This window comes from Geothrix alkalitolerans (genome assembly GCF_022808885.1).
GTDB lineage: Bacteria > Acidobacteriota > Holophagae > Holophagales > Holophagaceae > Geothrix > Geothrix alkalitolerans.
This window is the reverse complement of record NZ_JAKZLE010000005.1, coordinates 1-17381: the sequence shown is the minus strand read 5'-3', so window position 1 is coordinate 17381 and position 17381 is coordinate 1. Positions and strand designations below refer to the sequence as shown.

Sequence of the window (17381 nt, the reverse complement as noted above, 5' to 3'; positions counted from 1 at the left end):
GAGGTCAGCTCAGCCGCTGCTTGAGGGCCGCCTGGTCCGCGGCCAGGGGCTCGCAAAGGAGGGGCTTGTCCAGCAGGTCGCCGAGGGCTTTCGGCAGCGGGATCTCCCGGCCCAGGGTGGGTTCCAGGGACTCACGGAACTTCGCCGGGTGCGCGGTGGCCAGGAAGATGCCCTGCTCGCCCGCGCGCAGCTGGGCCTGGAGCACGCCGCAGGCCACGGCCCCGTGAGGATCCGCCAGGTAGCCGCCGCGGTCGAGGTCGAGCACGGTCTGCCGTGTCTCTTCATCGGTGCGGCTGCCCCAGCGCAGGGCCGCGGCCATGGCGCCGTGGTCGCCCCGGAACAGCGCGTGGATGCGCTCCCAGTTGCTGGGCGCGCCCACATCCATGGCGTTGGAGAGCGTGGCCACGGAGGGCCGGGGGCGGTACACGCCCGTGTCCAGGTAATCCGGCACCACGCGGTTGGCGTTGGTGGCCACCACGAAGCGGGCGATGGGCGCGCCCGTGGCCTGGGCCAGGAGGCCTGCGTAGAGGTTGCCGAAGTTGCCGCTGGGGACGGCCATCACGAGGGGCCCGCCCGTCCGGGCCTGGGCCGCGGCCTCGTAGTAGTAGAGCAGCTGCGCCAGGAGGCGTGCGATGTTGATGCTGTTGGCGGAGGTGAGGCCCAGGCCCTCCACCAGCTCCGGGTCCTCGAAGGCCCCCTTCACCAGGCGCTGGCAGTCGTCGAAGGCGCCGTCTACCGCCAGGGCCAGCACGTTGCCGCCGCAGGTGGCGAACTGGCGCTCCTGCAGCGGCGACACGCGGCCCGCCGGGTAGAGCACCACGGCGCGGACGCCGGGCACGCCCTGGAAGGCGCTGGCCACGGCCGCGCCCGTGTCGCCTGAGGTGGCCGTCAGCACCGTGCGCGGCTTCGCCTCCGCATCGAGGGCCAGCACCCGGGCCAGGAAGCGGGCGCCGAAGTCCTTGAAGGCCAGGGTGGGCCCGTGGAAGAGTTCCAGGGCGGAGAGGCCTGGCCGCACGGGCACCAGGGGCGCGGGGAAGGTGAAGGCGGTGAGGGCCAGGGCCTCCACCTCGGTACGGGACAGTTCATCCTCCAGGAACCGGTGGAGGATCTCCACGGATCGCGTCCGGAAGTCCAGCTTCAGCAGATCCGCCGCGTCGGCAAAGTGCGGGATCCCGACCGGGGCGAAGAGGCCGCCGTCCGGGGCCAGGCCCTGGTGGGCGGCTTCCAGGAAGGTGGCCTGGATGGCAGCATTGCGGGTGCTGGCGAGCTTCATGGCTGGGCCTCGAGGAAGAGGGGGCGGGGCACGGGCGAGAGGAGGCGGGCGCCCTCCAGGTCCAGGGCGCAGATCCAGGCTTGGCTGGGCAGGCCTGCCTGCGCGAAGCCCCGCTGGAGGGCTGCGGCCACGGCACCGGCATCCGCATCGTCCCCGGCCACGGCGAAAATCGAAGGCCCGGATCCCGACAGGGTGCAACCCAGGGCCCCGGCAGCCAGGGCCCCGGCCTGGGCCGCCCGGAAGCCCGGCACCAGGGGGGCACGGTGGGCCTCCACCAGGGGATCGCGGAGGCAGCGCGCCAGGAGGGCCCGGTCGCCGGTGTGCAGGGCATGCACGAAGCCCGCGAGGTTGCCCGCGAAGTCCACGGTGTCGGTCCAGGCCGGGCGCTCCGGCAGGGCCGCCCGGCTCTGCGCCGTGGGCAGCTGGAACTCCGGGTGGGCCACCACGAGGAGCAGGTCCGCGGGCCAGGGCTGGCGACGGGCCGCGGGCTTCCCGTCCCGGCCCGGGACGGTCAGCTGGAGGCCGCCCAGCAGGGAGGGCGCCACGTTGTCCAGGTGGATGCCGCCGCTGGTGCTGCCCTCGGCCCGTCCGGCCAGCTCCAGCAGCTCGGGCACGCCGAGGGGATCCCCGCAGAGGGCCTGGAGGGCCGCCAGGGTGGCCACGATGGAGCTGGCGCTGGAGCCCAGGCCGCTGGCCACGGGTAGCCGTTTCTCCAGACGAAGGGCGAAGGGGCCCGCCGGGCGGCCCAGGGCCTTGAGCGCCGCCTGATAGAGGCCCAGGGCGCGCAGCACGAGGTTGGGACGCGTATCCCCGGCCAGGGCCGCCGCGAAGGGCCCCTCCAGGTGGAAGGAGGCCTCCGCCGCCGGGGCCGCATGCACGAGATCGCCCAGCAGGCTGCCGTCCAGGGGCGCCAGGGCCGCGCCCAGCAGGTCGAAGCCCGCGGCGAAGTTGCCGATGCTGGCCGGGGCGTAGGCCGTCACGCCGTTCGGGCCAAAGCCGGGCTCCGTCATGAAGGCCTCCGCCGCGAGGGCCGGGCGCCGCCGGGCACCAGGCGCAGTACATCCGCCAGCACGCCCGCGGCCGTCACCTCCGCCCCCGCGCCATAGCCCCGGATGACCATGGGGTGCGGCTGGTAGCGCTCCGTGAGCAGGGCCAGGGCGTTCTCGCCCCCCTTGATGGCCATGAAGGGATGCTCTCCGTCCACGGGCAGGAGCCCGACGCGACAGCCGCTGTCCGAAAGGCTGCCCACATAGCGCAGTGTCTTCCCCTCGGCCTTCAGCGTCGCCAGGCGCTCGCGGAAGGGCGCGTCCAGCTCCGGCAGCCGCGCCATGAAGGTGGGGATGTCGCCGCTGGCGTCGAAGTCCGCGGGCAGCAGGCCCTCCACCTGGACATCGGCCAACTCCAGCTCCATGCCCAGCTCCCGGGCCAGGATGAGCAGCTTGCGGGCCACGTCCATGCCGCTGAGGTCGTCCCGGGGATCGGGCTCGGTGAAGCCGCTCTCCTTCGCGGCGCGCACGGCCTCGGACAGCGGGACGCCATCCCCCAGCAGGCCCAGGATGTAGGACATGGACCCCGAGAGGATGCCCTCGGCCCGCAGCACGCGGTCGCCCGTCAGCACCAGGTTCTTCACGGTGTCGATGATGGGCAGGCCCGCGCCCACATTGGCCTCGTAGAGAAAGCGCAGGCCGCGCCGCGAGGATCGCTCCCGCAGCTCGCGGTAGAAGCTCTGGGAGGCGCTGTTGGCCTTCTTGTTGGCGGTGACCACGTGGAACCCCGCGTCGAAGAGCTCCGGATAGCGGCCTGCCAGCTCGCCGCTGGTGGTGCAATCCACCAGCACGGAGAGGGCCGGCGGGCCGTTGCGCACCACCGCCATCAAGCGGTCCAGGTCCATGGGCTCGCCCTGGGCCAGGTCCTCGCGCCAGTGGTCCAGGTCCAGGCCCTTGGCGTCCAGGCGCATGCGGCGGCTGGTGGCGATGGTGGTCACCCGCAGGTCCAGGCCCTGCGCCGCCAGCTTGCCCTGCTGCCGCTGGATCTGGCCCAGGAGGCTGCCACCCACGTTGCCCGCCCCCAGCAGGTGCACGTCCACCACCACCTGGGTCCGGAAGAAGCGGCGGTGGATGTGCGGCAGGGCGCGGGCGCCCTCGCCCTCCTCCACCACGGCGGAGATGATGCGCTCGCTGGCCCCCTGGGCGATGGCCACCACGTTGCAGCCCACCTCGGCAAGGGCATCGAAGAAAGTACCCGCCACGCCGGGCCGGGTGCGCATGCCATCACCCACGATGCTGAGGACCGAGAGGCCGTCGCGCAGGTCCAGGGGGTCCAGGAAACCCGCCGCCAGCTCCGCGGGGAAGGCCTCCTGGATGGCCGCCACGGAGCCGGGCCCGTCCGCCTGCCGCACGGCGAAGCAGATGGACAGCTCGGATGAGCTCTGGGTGATGAGCACCACGGAGATACCCTTGCGCGCCAGGGCGCCGAACACGCGGCCCGCGATGCCGGGCACGCCCAGCATGCCGGGGCCCGTGAGGTTCACCACGGAGAGGCCCCGCAGGAACGAGATGCCCCGCACGCCGCTGGGGGGAGGCGGTACAGCCTCGCGGATGACGGTGCCGGGATGCGCCGGATCGAAGCTGCTGCACACCCGCACGGGGATGCCCCGCTCCCGCACCGGAGGGATGGTCTTGGGGTGGAGCACCTTGGCGCCGAAGAAGGAGAGCTCCATGGCCTCCTCGAAGCTGGCCTCCGGCAGGGGGAAGGCCTCGGGCACCAGGCGGGGGTCGGCGCTGTAGAGGCCCACCACGTCGGTCCAGATCTCCAGCAGGTCCGCCCCCAGGGCCGCGGAGGCCAGCGCCGCGCTGTGGTCCGAGCCGCCCCGGCCCAGGGACAGGATGCGCCCCTGCGCGTCGCCGCCGAAGAAGCCCGGCAGCACCCAGAGCCCGCCCTCCCCCGCCTTCACGGCCGCGAAGCTCACCTCCGTCTCTGCCAGGCAGGGGCGGGCCTGGAGAGGATCGCCCTCCACGCGCACGTGCGCCACCGGATCGAGGTAGATGGGTTCCAGCCCCCGGGCCGCCAGGAGGGCCACGAGAATGGCGCAGGAGGCCCGCTCGCCCAGGCTGGACACCTGGGCCTGCACCGAGGGCGGCCCCTCCTCCAGCAGGGCCATGCCGTGGAGCAGGCGGCGGCCCAGGGCCTCCAGCTCGTCCAGTTCGGCGCGAAGCGCGGCGACACCCGGGCCCAGCTCTCCCGTCAGGGCCTCCACCACCTCGGCGTGGAGAGCCCGGAAGCTGTCCATGAGCCGGTCCGCGGCGGCGGGATCCGGCACGCGGCCTTCATTCACCAGGAGGTTGGTGACTCCGGCCATGGCGGAGGCCACGACGCAGACGCGGTGGGTGGCCCTGGCAGCGGCCACCAGGTCCGCCACGGTGCGGAGCCGCGCGGCGCCGGCGACGCTGGTGCCGCCGAATTTCATGACGCGGATGGGGGTGGGCTGCATGGGGGCTCCGTCGGATCAATACAGTCGGATCAAAACAGAAAGCCCCGCGGGGTGCGCGGGGCCGAATCTGAAGAAAGGGTCAGGTCAGGCGCCGCGGTGGTCCGGGTGCGTAATGGTACCGTTGGTGGTGGTCATAAAGCTGGACACGTTCGCGCCCATCGCGGAGACCCGCGAGGCACCGGGGAACTGTCCAGACACTCGAACCATGTCCGACATCATCCGGGAAGATGGCGGAAAGTCAATCAAATTGCTTCACACGACGACCCAGCGCCACGCTGCTGCCCAGCCACAAACCTGAGCAGCCCACCGCGGCCAGGCCCACCGGAACTGCCAAAGCCGCGAAGGCCGTGGGTGCCCACACGCCCAGGAGGTCGCCGCCGCGGTAGATGAAGGTGTCGATGAAGGGCTTCGACTTGTAGCGCTCCTCGGGACCCAGCGGAATGTAGAGGATCTCGCGGGCGGGACGGTCCACGGCGTAGTGCAGGCCCCGGCGCAGCACCTGGAACAGCGCCATCACCCCGAAGGTGGGCCAGGCCCACAGGGCGCCGAAGCCCGCCAGGCTCAGCACCGGGAGGATGGACAGCACCACGGGGACGCCCAGGGCCGTGATGAGGCGGCCCGTGAAGAACACCTGGGTGACCAGGGTGAGGACGTTCACCCAGAGGTCGATGCGGGCGAAGGCCGCCGTGCGCGCCGCCGTGCCGTGGAAGGTGCGCTCGACGATGGCGCCCTGCTGGAGGTAGAGGAAGGTGCTCGTGATGGTGAAGAGCAGGATGTAGGCGCAGATGAGCTGGAGGTAGCGGGAGGTGGCAATGAGGCGCAGGCCCGCCAGCAGGCCCGGCCCCGGCTCCCGCGCCCCGTGGGCCACATCGCCCAGGGCGAAGATCGCCGCCAGCCGCTTCACGCATTGCACGGCCAGTTCCAGCGTCAGCGCGGAGAGCAGCAGGAGGGAGAGGGGATCCACCTTCACCTGGAGGCCGCCCAGGGCGGCGCCCTTCGTCAGGGCCCCCGTCACCGCCGCGCCGGCGATGGCGCCCAGGCTCCCGCCCATGGCGATGAACCCGAAGAGCCGCTTGCCCTGCCCCTCCGACCACACGTCGGACATGAGGCCCCAGAACACGGACACGACGAAGAGGTTGAAGACGCTGAGCCAGATGTAGAAGGCGTAACCCAGCGCCGCGCCGCCGTGGCCCGGCAGCAGGCGGAAGGCCAGGAAGAAGGCCGCCATGTTCAGCGCGAAGAAGCGGTAAGCCCAGGGGATGAAGCGCCGGCGCGGCAGCTTCGACACCAGGGCCGCGAAGGCCGGATTCGCCAGGGCCATGGCCAGCAGGGTGCCCGTCATGAGCCAGGGGAGCTTGTCCGCCCCCCGGGCGATGCCCATGGCCTCGCGCACGGGCCTCAGCAGGTAGTAGCCGAAGAGCAGCAGGAAGAAGTACAGGGAGGACCAGGCCAGAGCCGGGGCCTCGCCCTCCTCCAGCATCACGAGGCGGCGGAGCAGGCGGGCGGGCGTCATGGGACTCCGGAAAAGATGTTGCGGGTGCGAACGGAAGGAGTATATATCGATTCACGATGCATCAATCCCATCCTGTCCGCCGGAGGTTCCCATGACCGTCTCCCGCCGCGAGTTCCTCCAGTGGTCCGCCGCTGCCTCGGCCCTGGCCGCCACCGGCCTGGACTTGTCCGCCGCCCCCGCTGATCGAGCGGCCAAGGCCGCCCCCAAGCGCATCCTCATCCTGGGCGGCACGGGTTTCCTCGGCCCCGCCACCATCGAGATCGCCCAGAGCCGCGGCCACCACGTGACCATGTTCAACCGCGGGAAGACGCGCCCCGACCTCTTCCCCGGCGTGGAGAAACTGCACGGCGACCGAGACCCCAAGAAGGGCGAAGGCCTGAAGGCCCTGGAGACGGGCACCTGGGACGCCGTCATCGACAACAGCGCCTACTACCCGCGCATGGTGGCCGCCTCCGCCGGCCTGCTGGCGCCGCGCGTAAAGCAGTACCTGATCATCTCCAGCATCAGCGCCTACAAGGAGCCCAACCCCGAGAACGGCACCGAGGACGCACCCCTGGCCACCCTGGCTGATCCCGCCGTGGAGGAGATGGGCAAGGAGTTCCAGAACTACGGCGGGCTCAAGGCCCTCTGCGAGCAGGCGGCCCAGAAGGCACTGCCCGGCCGCACCGCGGTCATCCGCCCCGGCTACATCGTGGGCCCCGACGACCCCTCCGGCCGCTTCACCTACTGGCCCGTGCGCTTCGACAGGGGCGGCGAGCTCGCCGTGCCCGGCGGCGCCTCGGACCCGGTGCAGATCATCGACGTGCGCGACCTGGCCGCCTGGCTGGTGCACCTGGTCGAGCGTGGCACCGTGGGCACCTTCAACGCCTGTGGCCCGGAGAAGCGCCTGGCCTGGGGCAGCCTGGTGGAGGCCTTCCAGAAGGGTGGGAACGCGAATGCCAAGCCCGTGTGGATCCCCACGGACTTCCTCGCCAAGCAGAAGGACATCGAGTTCCCCATCTGGGCCGCCTACGCGGGCGAGACCAAGGGCTTCCACACCTGGCGCAACGACCGGGCCGTGAAGGCCGGCCTGCGCTTCCGCCCCGCCCTCGAGACCGTCAAGGACACCCTGGCCTGGTACAAGACCCAGGAGAAGGTGGAGAAGGGCCGCACCCGCCTCGCCGGTCCCAGCGCCGAGCAGGAGGCCAAGCTCATCGCAGCCTGGCGCGAGGCCTCTAAAGCCAAGGGCTGACCGGATCCGCCCCGCCGTGGACGCAGGCCCCATGCGACAATGGCCTGCATCCACGGCGAGCGACAAGGATCCCCATGACCTCCCAGCCCGATAAAGCGCCCAAGAAGGACAAGCCGAAGAAGCAGACGCCGGAGCAGCGCCAGGAGCTCATGCGCTACAACCGCATGATGTACGGTCCCACGGCGAAGGAGATGAAGCCCGCCGTGAAGAAGGTCAACTTCGGGGCGGCCTACCTGGATCACCCGAAGTTCCAGAGCCTGATGACCGCCTTCAAGCGGGGCACGGCCTTCAAGTTCGAGGTCACGGACAAGGGCAAGACCTACACCATCGCCACGGATGGAACGGACATCCTGTTCAACGGGAAGACCATCTTCTATTCCCGCCCCATGAACAAGTACGAGGACCACCTGCTTCTCGACCGCGTCTCCATGACCCAGTACCAGACGACGGATGCGCTCATCCACCTGGCCTTCGCCGTGCTGCGCAGCCTCCCGGAGCTCGCCGGGCATTCGCTGGTCTACATGCAGCACCAGTTCTACTACGGCGCGGAGCCCCTGGAGGATGGCGTGGCCCAGCAGGGTCCCAACCTCCTGCTCGGCTCCTACCGACACAACAAGGTCCCGGAGAAGACCCGGGGCTAGACACCGGCCGAGCGGCTCAGTTCTGGATGTAGTGCACCAGCTGATCGATGGTGAACCGCTGGTCGGAGATGGTTTCCTTCACCAGGTCGCCGATGGAGAGGATGCCCAGCACCTCGTTGTCCTCCGAAAGGACCGGCAGGTGGCGGATGTGCTTGCCCGTCATGAGGGCCATGCACTCCTCTACGGTCTCCCCCAGGGTCACGCAGCTCACCCGCTCGCTCATGATCTCCCGCACGAGGGTGTCCTTCGAGGACTTGCCCTTGAGGATGATCTTCCGCGCGTAGTCCCGCTCCGAGAAGATTCCCACCAGGCGACCTCCTTCCAGCACCAGCAGGGCGCCGATGTCGTGCTGGGCCAGCAGGGTCAGGGCGGTGAACACCGTGTCGTCGGGGCCTACCGACACCAGGGCCTTCTTGCCTTGGATCAACTGGGCGAGTGGTCGCATGCGTGCCTCCCGGCGCCGGACTGGATGGAATGGATGGCCCTGACTATACGGCCAAGGAGGGCCCAATGGGACCCTCCGGTTCCGGGAATTCGTGATCCTTGGCGTGGATTTTCCCGGGACAAGGCATTTATGATGCATGGGTCAGCTTTTTGAAAGCCTGCCCGGACCTGCGCTCAGGGCCGCGAAATGCCTCCAAGGATCGCCCATGTCCCTCCCCCGGAAACTCAAGGATCACGCCGCCCGCCAAGCCGAAGCCAAGGAGCCCCATCCGGAGGCGGCCCGGAAGCAGGCTGCCCAGGGCAAGCTCCTGGCCCGGGAGCGCATCACCGCCATCCTCGATCCCGATTCCTTCCATGAGTACGACCTCTTCGTGGAACACAAGTGCTCCGACTTCGGCATGGCGAAAAAGCAGCTGCCCGGGGACGGCGTCATCACCGGCACGGGCACCATCGCGGGCCACCCGGTGGCCATCTACGCCCAGGACTTCACCGTGGCCGGGGGCAGCCTGGGCCTGGCCCACGCCCGCAAGATCACCAAGATCATGGACCACGCCATCAAGCTGGGCATCCCCCTCATCGGCATCAACGATTCCGGCGGGGCCCGCATCCAGGAGGGAGTGAACTCCCTGGCGGGCTATGGCGAGATCTTCTACCGCAACACCCTGGCCTCGGGCGTCATCCCCCAGATCTCCATCATCCTGGGCCCCTGCGCGGGCGGAGCGGTGTACTCCCCGGCCCTCACCGACTTCGTCTTCGTGGTGGACAAGATCTCCAAGATGTTCATCACGGGCCCGGAGGTCATCAAGACCGTGCTGGGCGAGGAGATCTCCATGGAGGACCTAGGCGGGGCCCGGGTGCAGTCCGAGATCTCGGGCAATGCCCATTTCTATGCGGAAAGCGAGGCCACGTGCTTCGAGCAGGTGAAGCGCCTGGTCACCTTCATCCCCTGGAACAACCGCAAGAAGGCTGACCCCTTCAACACCAGCCCCTCCCGCACCGAGGAGGACCTGGAGCGCATCATCCCCTCCGAGGCCCACCGGCCCTACGATGTGCGCGACGTGCTGCGGGCCGTCTGCGACGGCTCGGACTTCATGGAGGTCCAGGCCCTCTGGGCCGCCAACGTCGTGGTGGGCTTCGCCCGGATGAACGGCCGCACCGTGGGCATGGTGGCCAACCAGCCCGCCGTGCTGGCCGGCGTCCTCGATGTGGACAGCTCGGACAAGGCCGCGAGGTTCATCCGCTTCTGTGACGCCTTCAACATTCCCCTGGTGACCTTCGTGGACCTGCCGGGCTACCTGCCGGGCGTGGACCAGGAGCACGCCGGGGTCATCCGCCACGGCGCCAAGCTGCTCTACGCCTACAGCGAGGCCACCGTCCCCAAGATCACGGTCATCCTGCGCAAGGCCTACGGAGGCGGCTACATTGCCATGTGCTCCCGCCACCTGGGCGCCGACTTCGTCTTCGCCTGGCCCTGCGCCGAGATCGCCGTCATGGGCCCCGAGGGCGCCGCCAACATCATCTTCAAGGGCGAGATCGCCGCCGCGGCCGATCCCGAGGCCTTCCGGAAGCAGAAGGTCCAGGAATACACCGAGAAATTCGCCAGCCCCTACGTCGCCGCGGCCAATGGGCATGTGGATGCGGTCATCGCCCCCCGGCAGACCCGCGACTTCCTGCTCCACGCCCTGGCGATCTCCGAGCAGAAGGACGAGCCGCGGCCCGCCCGGAAGCACGGCGTGCCCCCCTTCTGAGCGAGCCTCCATGACCACGCGCCAGACCCTCACCCTGAACGACACCGTCTACGAAACGGCCCACACCCGGAAGTACACCCTCCGGAAGGCCTACGCACCCAGGGACCCGGGCCGGATCACGGCCTTCATCCCCGGCCTCGTCCTGGAAGTCCTCGTGAAGCCCGGGGACCTCGTGCGCCGCGGCCAGAGCCTTCTCGTCCTCGAGGCCATGAAGATGCAGAATCACGTGGCGGCCCCCTTGGACGGCACCGTGCTCGACGTGACCGCGGCCCCCGGCGCGACCGTGGCCAAGGGGCAGCTGCTGGTGACCCTCCGGACGGGCTCTGACACTCTGTAAACCGGGGTTCGGGCCGGCGCCTTCCGGACCGCCGTCACCCCGGGGGGCGGCTACCCTGGGGCCTGGATTCGCTTCGGAGGACCCCATGGCCGTCAACCTCAAGGGACGCAGCTTTCTCACGCTGATGGACTTCACCCCCCTGGAGGTGCGCTACCTCCTGGACCTCTCCCGGGACCTGAAGGCCAAGAAGCGCATGGGGCTCCACGGCGAGGCCCTGAAGGGCAAGAACATCGTGCTGCTCTTCGAGAAGACCAGCACCCGCACCCGCTGCGCCTTCGAGGTCGGCGCCCTCGAGGAAGGCGCCCACGTGACCTTCCTGGACAGCGCCAGCTCTCAGGTCGGCAAGAAAGAGAGCATCGAGGACAGCGCCAAGGTGCTGGGCCGCTTCTACGACGGCATCGAGTACCGCGGCTACAAACAGGAAGTGGTGGAGGCCCTGGCCCAGCACAGCGGCGTGCCCGTGTGGAACGGCCTCACGGACACCGACCACCCCACCCAGATCCTGGCGGACTTCCTCACCATCGAGGAGCACGTGGCCAAGCCCCTGAACAAGGTGAAGCTGGTATTTTGCGGCGACATCCGCAACAACATGAGCTACGCCCTGATGTACGGCGCCGCCAAGACCGGCATGCACATGGTGGCCCTGGGGCCGAAAGACCTCGCCCCCGATCCCGCCGTGCTGGCCGCCGCCCGCAAGGCCGCCGAGGAGACCGGCGCCACCATCGAGGTCACCGATGACGTCGCCGCCGCCGTCAAGGACGCCGATGTGCTCTACACCGATGTCTGGGCCAGCATGGGCGAGGAGGACCAGATCCCCCAGCGCGTGAAACTGCTCACGCCCTTCAAGGTCACGATGGAGATGGTGCAGAAGACCGGCAACCCGGACGTGAAGTTCCTCCACTGCCTGCCCGCATTCCACGACTTCGAGACCAAGCTGGCCAAGGAGCAGAAGGCTCTCGGCCACGACATCCGCGAGGTGACGGACGAGGTCTTCCGGTCCCGCCACAGCGTGGTTTTCGACGAAGCCGAGAATCGCATGCACACCATCAAGGCCGTCATGGTGGCGACCATCGGGTAGGGGACGACCCAGCCCCATCGGTTGTTTCACCGCAGAGAACGCAGAGAAGGTTTTTCTCCGCGTTCTCTGCGGTTGGCGTTTGAAGGTGTTGCCGCGGACCACCCGGTGCTATGGTGGGACCACCCATTCCACGGAGGTCCCCATGCGCGCAGCCCGGCTGTTCATCGTACCTGTACTCGCGGCTCTGTCTCTGGCGGCCCAGGAGCCTCCCCTCTCCGGCGCCTGGACCCAGACCAAGGCCGATGACATCGCCGCGGCCATCGACGCCACGGTGAAGGAGATGGCCTTCTACAAGCGACCCATCGCCCGCGGGCGGCTCAGGAAGCTGAACCCCGCCTACCGGAAGGTCACCATCACCATCACCGACAAGGGCGTGGCCGTGAAGCTGGACGACCGGGCCCCCATCCTCATGCCCGCCGGCGGCAAGGCCGCGCCCTGGACCCGCGAGGACGGCGAGAAGTTCATGGTGGCCGCCCAGGTGGGCAAGGACCAGCTCGTCCAGACCTTCAAGAACGAGGACGGCGAGCGCACCAACTTCTTCAAGCTGAGCCCCGACGGCAAGGCGCTGACCCTCACCGCCACGGTGAAGAGCCCCCAGCTGCCGAAGCCGCTGACCTATTCGATCCATTTCGGCCGCTAGGCGCCGTTCGACGGCCCGGGCGGCCTGCGGAGGTGGCGCATGACACGCACCGCGCCGTACGCCGTGGCTTCCGTGATCATCCTCCTGGCCTCGTGCCGTCCCCCGGCGCTGGCCCCGTCCGCCCCCGACACGCCGGACACCCGGCTCGTACTCAGCTTCCTGGAGGCCTACGGCCGCCGGGATCTCGAGGGGATGATGCGGTGCCTGACCGAGGACGCCGTCTTCCGGGGATCCGGCGGAATCCTTTCGAAGCCACAGATCCGGGCCTTCTTCCAGACCACCTTCCGCAAGCACCCCGACCTCCGCGTGGAGGTCGGGACGTTGGCGGTGGTCCAGGGCTCGATCCAGGCCCGGGTCAAGGTCCAGACCGATGCCATCTGGTCTGACACCTGGATCTTCGAGATGCGGGACCACAGGATCCGCGCCTATTCGCTCGCCTCAGGAACACGCTAGGTTCCCCGCACGGTCCCAGCGGCCCCTGACAAGCTCACTTCGTGAGCGTCACGGCCTCCAGCTCCCGCCCTTCGGCATCCAGTTGCCGCAGCCTCAACTCGCGGCCGTCCACGTCCAGCACCGTGAAGGAATGCCGGTCGGAGACGAAGGCGCGGGTCCAGGGCTGCCAGCTGGCGCGGACATCCGTCTGCCAGCGGTCGTAGAGCTCGGCCCCGCCGGCGCCCGTGACGATGTGGACGACGCCCTTCGCCCGGGTGACCGTCTTGCCGTCGAAGGCCTCGTCGACGGTGAAGGTGCCCTCCACCGGCCTGCCCCGGGGCCCCACCTTCGTGGGCGTGAAGCGGAGGGGAGCCGTGCGCTGGTAGTTGTGGACATGGCCGGCCAGCACCAGGTCCACGCCGTACTTCTCGAGGAGGGGGCTGATGGGGCGCATCCACTGGTCATCCATGTGGCTGCGGGAGCTCTGGAACAGGGGGTGGTGGAGGGCCACGATGCGCCAGGTGGCCGCCTTCGCGGCCTTCAGGTCGGCCTCCAGCCAGGCCCTCAGGACCGGGCTCGTCCAATCCGCGTAGGCGTTGGAATCCAATACGGTCCAGTGGACCTTGCCGTAGTCGAAGCTGTAGCTGGCCATGCGGGGAAAGGCCGGGCCCGCGGCAGCCACCATGGCATCGTGCACGCCGGCCACGACGGGCGCGGCGTTCGGCCCGCCGGGCTCCAGGGCGGGCCCGTTCAGGGGCAGGGACCAGTAGGCGAAATAGGCGGCCGCATCCGGAGCGCGGCGGAACGGCACGTCGTGATTGCCGGGCAGGCCCAGGAACGGCACCTCCGCCATGAGCGGGCGGGAGCCGCCGTTGTAGACCGGGAAGAAGCGTTGGCGGTACTCGGAGGCCAGGCCCATGCCATAGACCAGGTCCCCGACAAGGAGGACTGCGTCCGGATGCGCGCCGGCCACGGCCTGCGCGAGGGCCGCCTGTTCCCGCGACCCGTCCGCCGCATCCCCGAACACCACCATCCGATGGGCGTCAGGCTTGCGCACTTGCGCCTGAGCCTCGAACACCACCGCGCCATCCCGCTTCACCCGATAGGGCACGCGGGCCCCCGGCGGCAGGTCCTTCAGGGTGGCCCGGTAGATGCGGTGGGGCGGCAGAGGCGGCGCATCCAGCCGGCGGAAGGCGGGCCGCAGGGGCTTCCAGCGGTCGCCGACCTTCACCTCCACGCGCCAGGCGGCGTCACGATCCTCGGTCTGCCACAACAGATCCAGCCGGTCCACGGCCGCCGCCTTCGGAGCATCGCCCAGCTGCAGGTAGGGCTGCACCAGGAAGACCTCCTGGGCCCGGAGGAGCGAGGCGAGCAGGAGGAGGATGGAGAGGCGCATCCTTCCAGGGTAGGTGGTCCTCCCAGGAGGCTCCAGACGATCCGGGCCTTGCCTGTGCCCAGGAAGGCCTTATGCTCCAAGCGCCGGCCGTCCTCGCCTGGCTGTCCCGCCACTGGAGGTCGTATGCCCAAGCCCCTGGCGTCCCTCGTCCCGAGCATCGAGAAGCGGGAATGCACGTGGACCGAGCTGCAGGAGCGGCTCGCGCGCTCCCATCAAAGGCGGAACCTGCCCACCATCACCATCTCCAGGGAGTTCGGCTGCCAGGGCTATCCCCTGGCCCTCCACCTGAAAACCCTCCTCGACGAGGTGACAGGCCTGCCCTGGACCATCTTCGACAAGGCGCTGGTGGATCAGGTGGCCTCCGACGAAAAGCTCTCCCGGGAGCTCCTGGCCCACCTCGGGAACGAAAGCCACGCCCAGGATGTCCTCCGGACGCATTTCGGCTTCCTCACCCACGATGACGCCTACGCCAAGGTGGTGCAGCACCTGGTCCCCATCGCCATGGCCGGGGGTGCGATCATCGTCGGCCGGGGCGGGGCTGTCGTCTGCCAGGACATGAAGAACTGCTTCCATTTCCGCCTGGTGGGCAGCTTCGAGTTCCGCGTCCGATCCATCGCGCGCCGCCTCGAGATGCCCATGGAGGACGCCGGGGACGTGGTCCGGGTCCAGTCCAAGCTGCGAGAGAAGTTCATCAGCGAGTGCCTGCACACGGACATCACCTCCTTCCACTGGTACGACGCCGTCTTCAACAACGGACGACAGCGGGTGGAAAGCGTCGCCCAGGCGTGCCTCCGGCTTGTCGAATGCGGCTGGCCTGATCTGAAGGGCGGCTACAAGGCCGGCCCCGCGCACCCGACCCTGGTCGGCTCCTGAGTGGCGCGACCTTTCCCGAACAAGGAACCGGGCGCCGTCGGCGCCCGGTTCTGCGGAACGGAAGGATGGCCGCTAGTGCGCGCCCACCGCGGTCAGCAGCCGCGAGCCCTGGGCGTAGCAGGTCTTGTGGGTGATGTGATGCTCGAACTCGTGGCGGAACTTCTGGAGGGCGGAGTCCATGGGGCCGCAGGCGGCGTCGCCGAGGGGGCAGAGGGTCCGCAGGCCGATGCGGGGTGTGAGGCTGGCCAGCAGGTCCAGGTCCTCCATGCGGCCTTCGCCGTGCTCGATGCGGTGGAGCACCATCTCCATCCAGTTGCAGCCTTCGCGGCAGGGCGTGCACTGGCCGCAGCTCTCGTGGGCGTAGAAGCGGATGAGGCGCAGGGTGGCCTGCACCATGCAGGTGTCCTCGTCCATGCAGATGAGGCCGCCGGAGCCGGCCATGGAGCCGCGGGCCTTCACGGTGTCGAAGTCCAGCGGGCAGTCGAAGTCCTTCTCGTCGAACATGGGGGCGCTGGCACCGCCGGGGATGATCGCCTTGATCTTCTTGCCGGTGCTGGAGCCGCCCGCCAGTTCGTTCACGACGAAGTCCATGGGCGTGCCCAGGGGCAGCTCGAAGAGGCCCGGGCGCTTCACGTGGCCGCTGACGCCGAAGATGCGGGTGCCCGTGTTCTTGGGGGTGCCCAGCTTGGCGTACTCGGCGCCGCCCATGCGGAGGATGGGGGGCACGGCCGCGAGCGTCTCCACGTTGTTCACGGTGGTGGGCTGGCCGAAGGCGCCCTTGGCCGCCGGGAAGGGCGGCTTCACGCGGGGCTCGCCGCGGCGGCCTTCCAGCGAGTTCAGCAGGGCCGTCTCCTCGCCGCAGATGTAGGCGCCGGCGCCGCGGTAGACGAGGATGTCGTAGTCCCAGCCCGTGCCCAGGATGTTCTTGCCGAGGTAGCCGGCATCGCGGGCCTGCTGGATGGCGGCCTCCAGCTTCTCGATGAGCCAGAGGAACTCGCCGCGGATGTAGACGAAGCCCAGCTTGCACTGCATGGCCCAGCCGCCGATGATCATGCCCTCGATGAGCTGGTGCGGGTTGTACTCGAGGATGGCGCGGTCCTTGAAGGTGCCGGGCTCGCCCTCGTCGCCGTTGCAGACGAGGTAGCGCGTGAACTTCCGCTCGGGCGTGTCCTTGGGCATGAAGGACCACTTCAGGCCGCAGGGGAAGCCCGCGCCGCCGCGGCCGCGGATGCCGGAGGTCTTCATTTCCTCGACCACGGCCACCGGCTCCATTTTCAGCGCGGCCTTCAGGGCCACGTAGCCCTCGTGCTTCTGCTCGTAGACCTTGAGGTGCCAGTTGTCCAGGTCCCCCGCCCCGCGGAGCATCAGGTTCGGGTACTTCTCCGTGCCGAAGCCGGGGAAGGTGTAGATCTGGGGATCGGGCTTGGTGCGAATGGCGGCCATGTCTGTGTCTCCGCTCAGTGGGCCCAAGGCCGGTAATCGCCCCGCTTGCAGGCTTCCATCACCTCGAGGAGCTTCTTCTCGTCCACGAACTCGTCGTAGACATCGTGGTTCACCTGCACGCAGGGGCCGCTTCCGCAGCCGGCGAGGCACTCGACCTCCTCCACGCTCCACATGCCGTCGGCGCTGGGGCCCTGGCCGGGCTTCACGCCGGTCTTCTCGCAGACCTTCTCCAGCAGCTGGGCGGCGCCGCGCAGGGCGCAGCTGATGTTGGTGCAGACCTGGAGGTGGAACTGACCCACCGGGGCCTTCTGGTACATCGTGTAGAACGTGGCGACGCCGAAGACGTGGCCCTCGGGGATGCCGATGGCCTTGGCCACGGCCTTCATGGCCGAGAGGCTCACGAAGCCGAACTCGCGCTGGGCGATGTGCAGCGCCGGCAGCGTGGCCGCGAGCTTGTCCGGGAACTTGACCATGAGGGCCTGGATCTCCGCCAGGGCCTCGGGGCTGAATTCCTTCCGTTCGGATTCCGGCAGCCGCTGGCCCGGGGCTAGGGGCTCGTTCGAGGTCTCGGGAGGCAGAGGATGGTTCATGGGCGCGCTCGCATGAACGGCCAGTTTAGCCCAAAGACGCTGGGGGGCACCGGGGTAAACCCCTGTGCCCCCCATCACGAAACGGGACGTCCGGTTACTTCTGGGCGGTCTGGGCGACCTTGCCGGCCTCGGCGTTCAGACTGACGGCGACGGTCTCGCCGATGACGCCGGGGAAGGTCTTGATGCCGTACTCATTGCGGTTGAGGCTGAGGGCGCCGTCGATGAAGCCTGCCACCACGCTGCCGGGCGCCA

Annotated in this window: 16 protein-coding genes; 8 read left to right on the top strand and 8 right to left on the bottom strand. The window is 69.3% G+C overall.

Annotated features, from left to right (window positions below; genetic code table 11):
* Positions 1 to 4 precede the first annotated feature (4 nt).
* The 4 genes from thrC to MLJ35_RS10650 form a co-directional block, all read right to left on the bottom strand.
* Positions 5 to 1273, bottom strand: a complete 1269-nt coding sequence (gene thrC, locus MLJ35_RS10665) for a threonine synthase (RefSeq protein WP_243384329.1) — start codon at positions 1271 to 1273, stop codon at positions 5 to 7.
* Positions 1270 to 2283 (bottom strand): homoserine kinase, encoded by a 1014-nt coding sequence (locus MLJ35_RS10660; protein WP_243384328.1) that lies wholly within the window; start codon positions 2281 to 2283, stop codon positions 1270 to 1272. The genes thrC and MLJ35_RS10660 overlap by 4 nt, the downstream gene beginning before the upstream one ends.
* Entirely contained in the window at positions 2280 to 4763 is a 2484-nt protein-coding gene (thrA, locus tag MLJ35_RS10655) for a bifunctional aspartate kinase/homoserine dehydrogenase I (RefSeq protein ID WP_243384327.1), read from the bottom strand. The genes MLJ35_RS10660 and thrA overlap by 4 nt, the downstream gene beginning before the upstream one ends.
* 238 nt (positions 4764 to 5001) lie before the next feature.
* Positions 5002 to 6276, bottom strand: a complete 1275-nt coding sequence (locus tag MLJ35_RS10650) for an NTP/NDP exchange transporter (RefSeq protein WP_243384326.1) — start codon at positions 6274 to 6276, stop codon at positions 5002 to 5004.
* Between the two features lie 91 nt (positions 6277 to 6367).
* Here MLJ35_RS10650 and MLJ35_RS10645 point away from each other — a divergent pair, with 91 nt between their 5' ends.
* Both MLJ35_RS10645 and MLJ35_RS10640 read left to right on the top strand, forming a co-directional pair.
* The gene (locus MLJ35_RS10645; protein ID WP_243384325.1) at positions 6368 to 7507 is read left to right on the top strand and encodes a twin-arginine translocation signal domain-containing protein; all 1140 of its coding nucleotides are present in this window, start codon (positions 6368 to 6370) and stop codon (positions 7505 to 7507) included.
* Between the two features lie 74 nt (positions 7508 to 7581).
* Positions 7582 to 8148 (top strand): hypothetical protein, encoded by a 567-nt coding sequence (locus MLJ35_RS10640; protein WP_243322792.1) that lies wholly within the window; start codon positions 7582 to 7584, stop codon positions 8146 to 8148.
* 16 nt (positions 8149 to 8164) lie between these two features.
* On the opposite strand, the gene MLJ35_RS10635 is transcribed toward MLJ35_RS10640, so the two are convergent.
* Positions 8165 to 8593, bottom strand: a complete 429-nt coding sequence (locus tag MLJ35_RS10635) for a CBS domain-containing protein (RefSeq protein ID WP_243383851.1) — start codon at positions 8591 to 8593, stop codon at positions 8165 to 8167.
* Between the two features lie 205 nt (positions 8594 to 8798).
* Here MLJ35_RS10635 and MLJ35_RS10630 point away from each other — a divergent pair, with 205 nt between their 5' ends.
* The 5 genes from MLJ35_RS10630 to MLJ35_RS10610 all read left to right on the top strand — a co-directional run bounded on the left by MLJ35_RS10630 (position 8799) and on the right by MLJ35_RS10610 (position 12848).
* Positions 8799 to 10340, top strand: coding sequence for an acyl-CoA carboxylase subunit beta (locus MLJ35_RS10630; protein ID WP_243383852.1), 1542 nt, complete (start codon positions 8799 to 8801; stop codon positions 10338 to 10340).
* 10 nt (positions 10341 to 10350) lie between these two features.
* Positions 10351 to 10677: an acyl-CoA carboxylase biotin carboxyl carrier protein subunit gene (locus tag MLJ35_RS10625; RefSeq protein WP_243383853.1), complete on the top strand. Its 327-nt coding sequence runs from the start codon at positions 10351 to 10353 to the stop codon at positions 10675 to 10677.
* Between the two features lie 85 nt (positions 10678 to 10762).
* Positions 10763 to 11755 (top strand): ornithine carbamoyltransferase, encoded by a 993-nt coding sequence (gene argF / locus MLJ35_RS10620; protein WP_243383854.1) that lies wholly within the window; start codon positions 10763 to 10765, stop codon positions 11753 to 11755.
* A gap of 142 nt (positions 11756 to 11897) precedes the next feature.
* Positions 11898 to 12395 carry a hypothetical protein gene (locus tag MLJ35_RS10615; RefSeq protein WP_243383855.1) on the top strand — a complete coding sequence of 166 codons (498 nt, stop codon included), beginning with the start codon at positions 11898 to 11900 and terminating at the stop codon, positions 12393 to 12395.
* 39 nt (positions 12396 to 12434) lie between these two features.
* Positions 12435 to 12848, top strand: coding sequence for a nuclear transport factor 2 family protein (locus MLJ35_RS10610; protein ID WP_243383856.1), 414 nt, complete (start codon positions 12435 to 12437; stop codon positions 12846 to 12848).
* A gap of 34 nt (positions 12849 to 12882) precedes the next feature.
* Here the strand turns inward: MLJ35_RS10610 and MLJ35_RS10605 are convergent, their stop codons facing one another.
* The gene (locus tag MLJ35_RS10605) at positions 12883 to 14223 is read right to left on the bottom strand and encodes a metallophosphoesterase (RefSeq protein WP_243383857.1); all 1341 of its coding nucleotides are present in this window, start codon (positions 14221 to 14223) and stop codon (positions 12883 to 12885) included.
* A gap of 123 nt (positions 14224 to 14346) precedes the next feature.
* On the opposite strand from MLJ35_RS10605, the gene MLJ35_RS10600 reads away from it, so the two are divergent.
* Positions 14347 to 15096, top strand: a complete 750-nt coding sequence (locus MLJ35_RS10600) for a cytidylate kinase-like family protein (protein WP_243383858.1) — start codon at positions 14347 to 14349, stop codon at positions 15094 to 15096.
* Between the two features lie 72 nt (positions 15097 to 15168).
* Here MLJ35_RS10600 and nuoF read toward each other — a convergent pair whose 3' ends face one another.
* Both nuoF and MLJ35_RS10590 read right to left on the bottom strand, forming a co-directional pair.
* Positions 15169 to 16539, bottom strand: coding sequence for an NADH-quinone oxidoreductase subunit NuoF (gene nuoF / locus MLJ35_RS10595; RefSeq protein WP_243383859.1), 1371 nt, complete (start codon positions 16537 to 16539; stop codon positions 15169 to 15171).
* 14 nt (positions 16540 to 16553) lie between these two features.
* Entirely contained in the window at positions 16554 to 17129 is a 576-nt protein-coding gene (locus MLJ35_RS10590; RefSeq protein WP_243383860.1) for an NADH-quinone oxidoreductase subunit NuoE family protein, read from the bottom strand.
* Positions 17130 to 17381 lie beyond the last annotated feature (252 nt).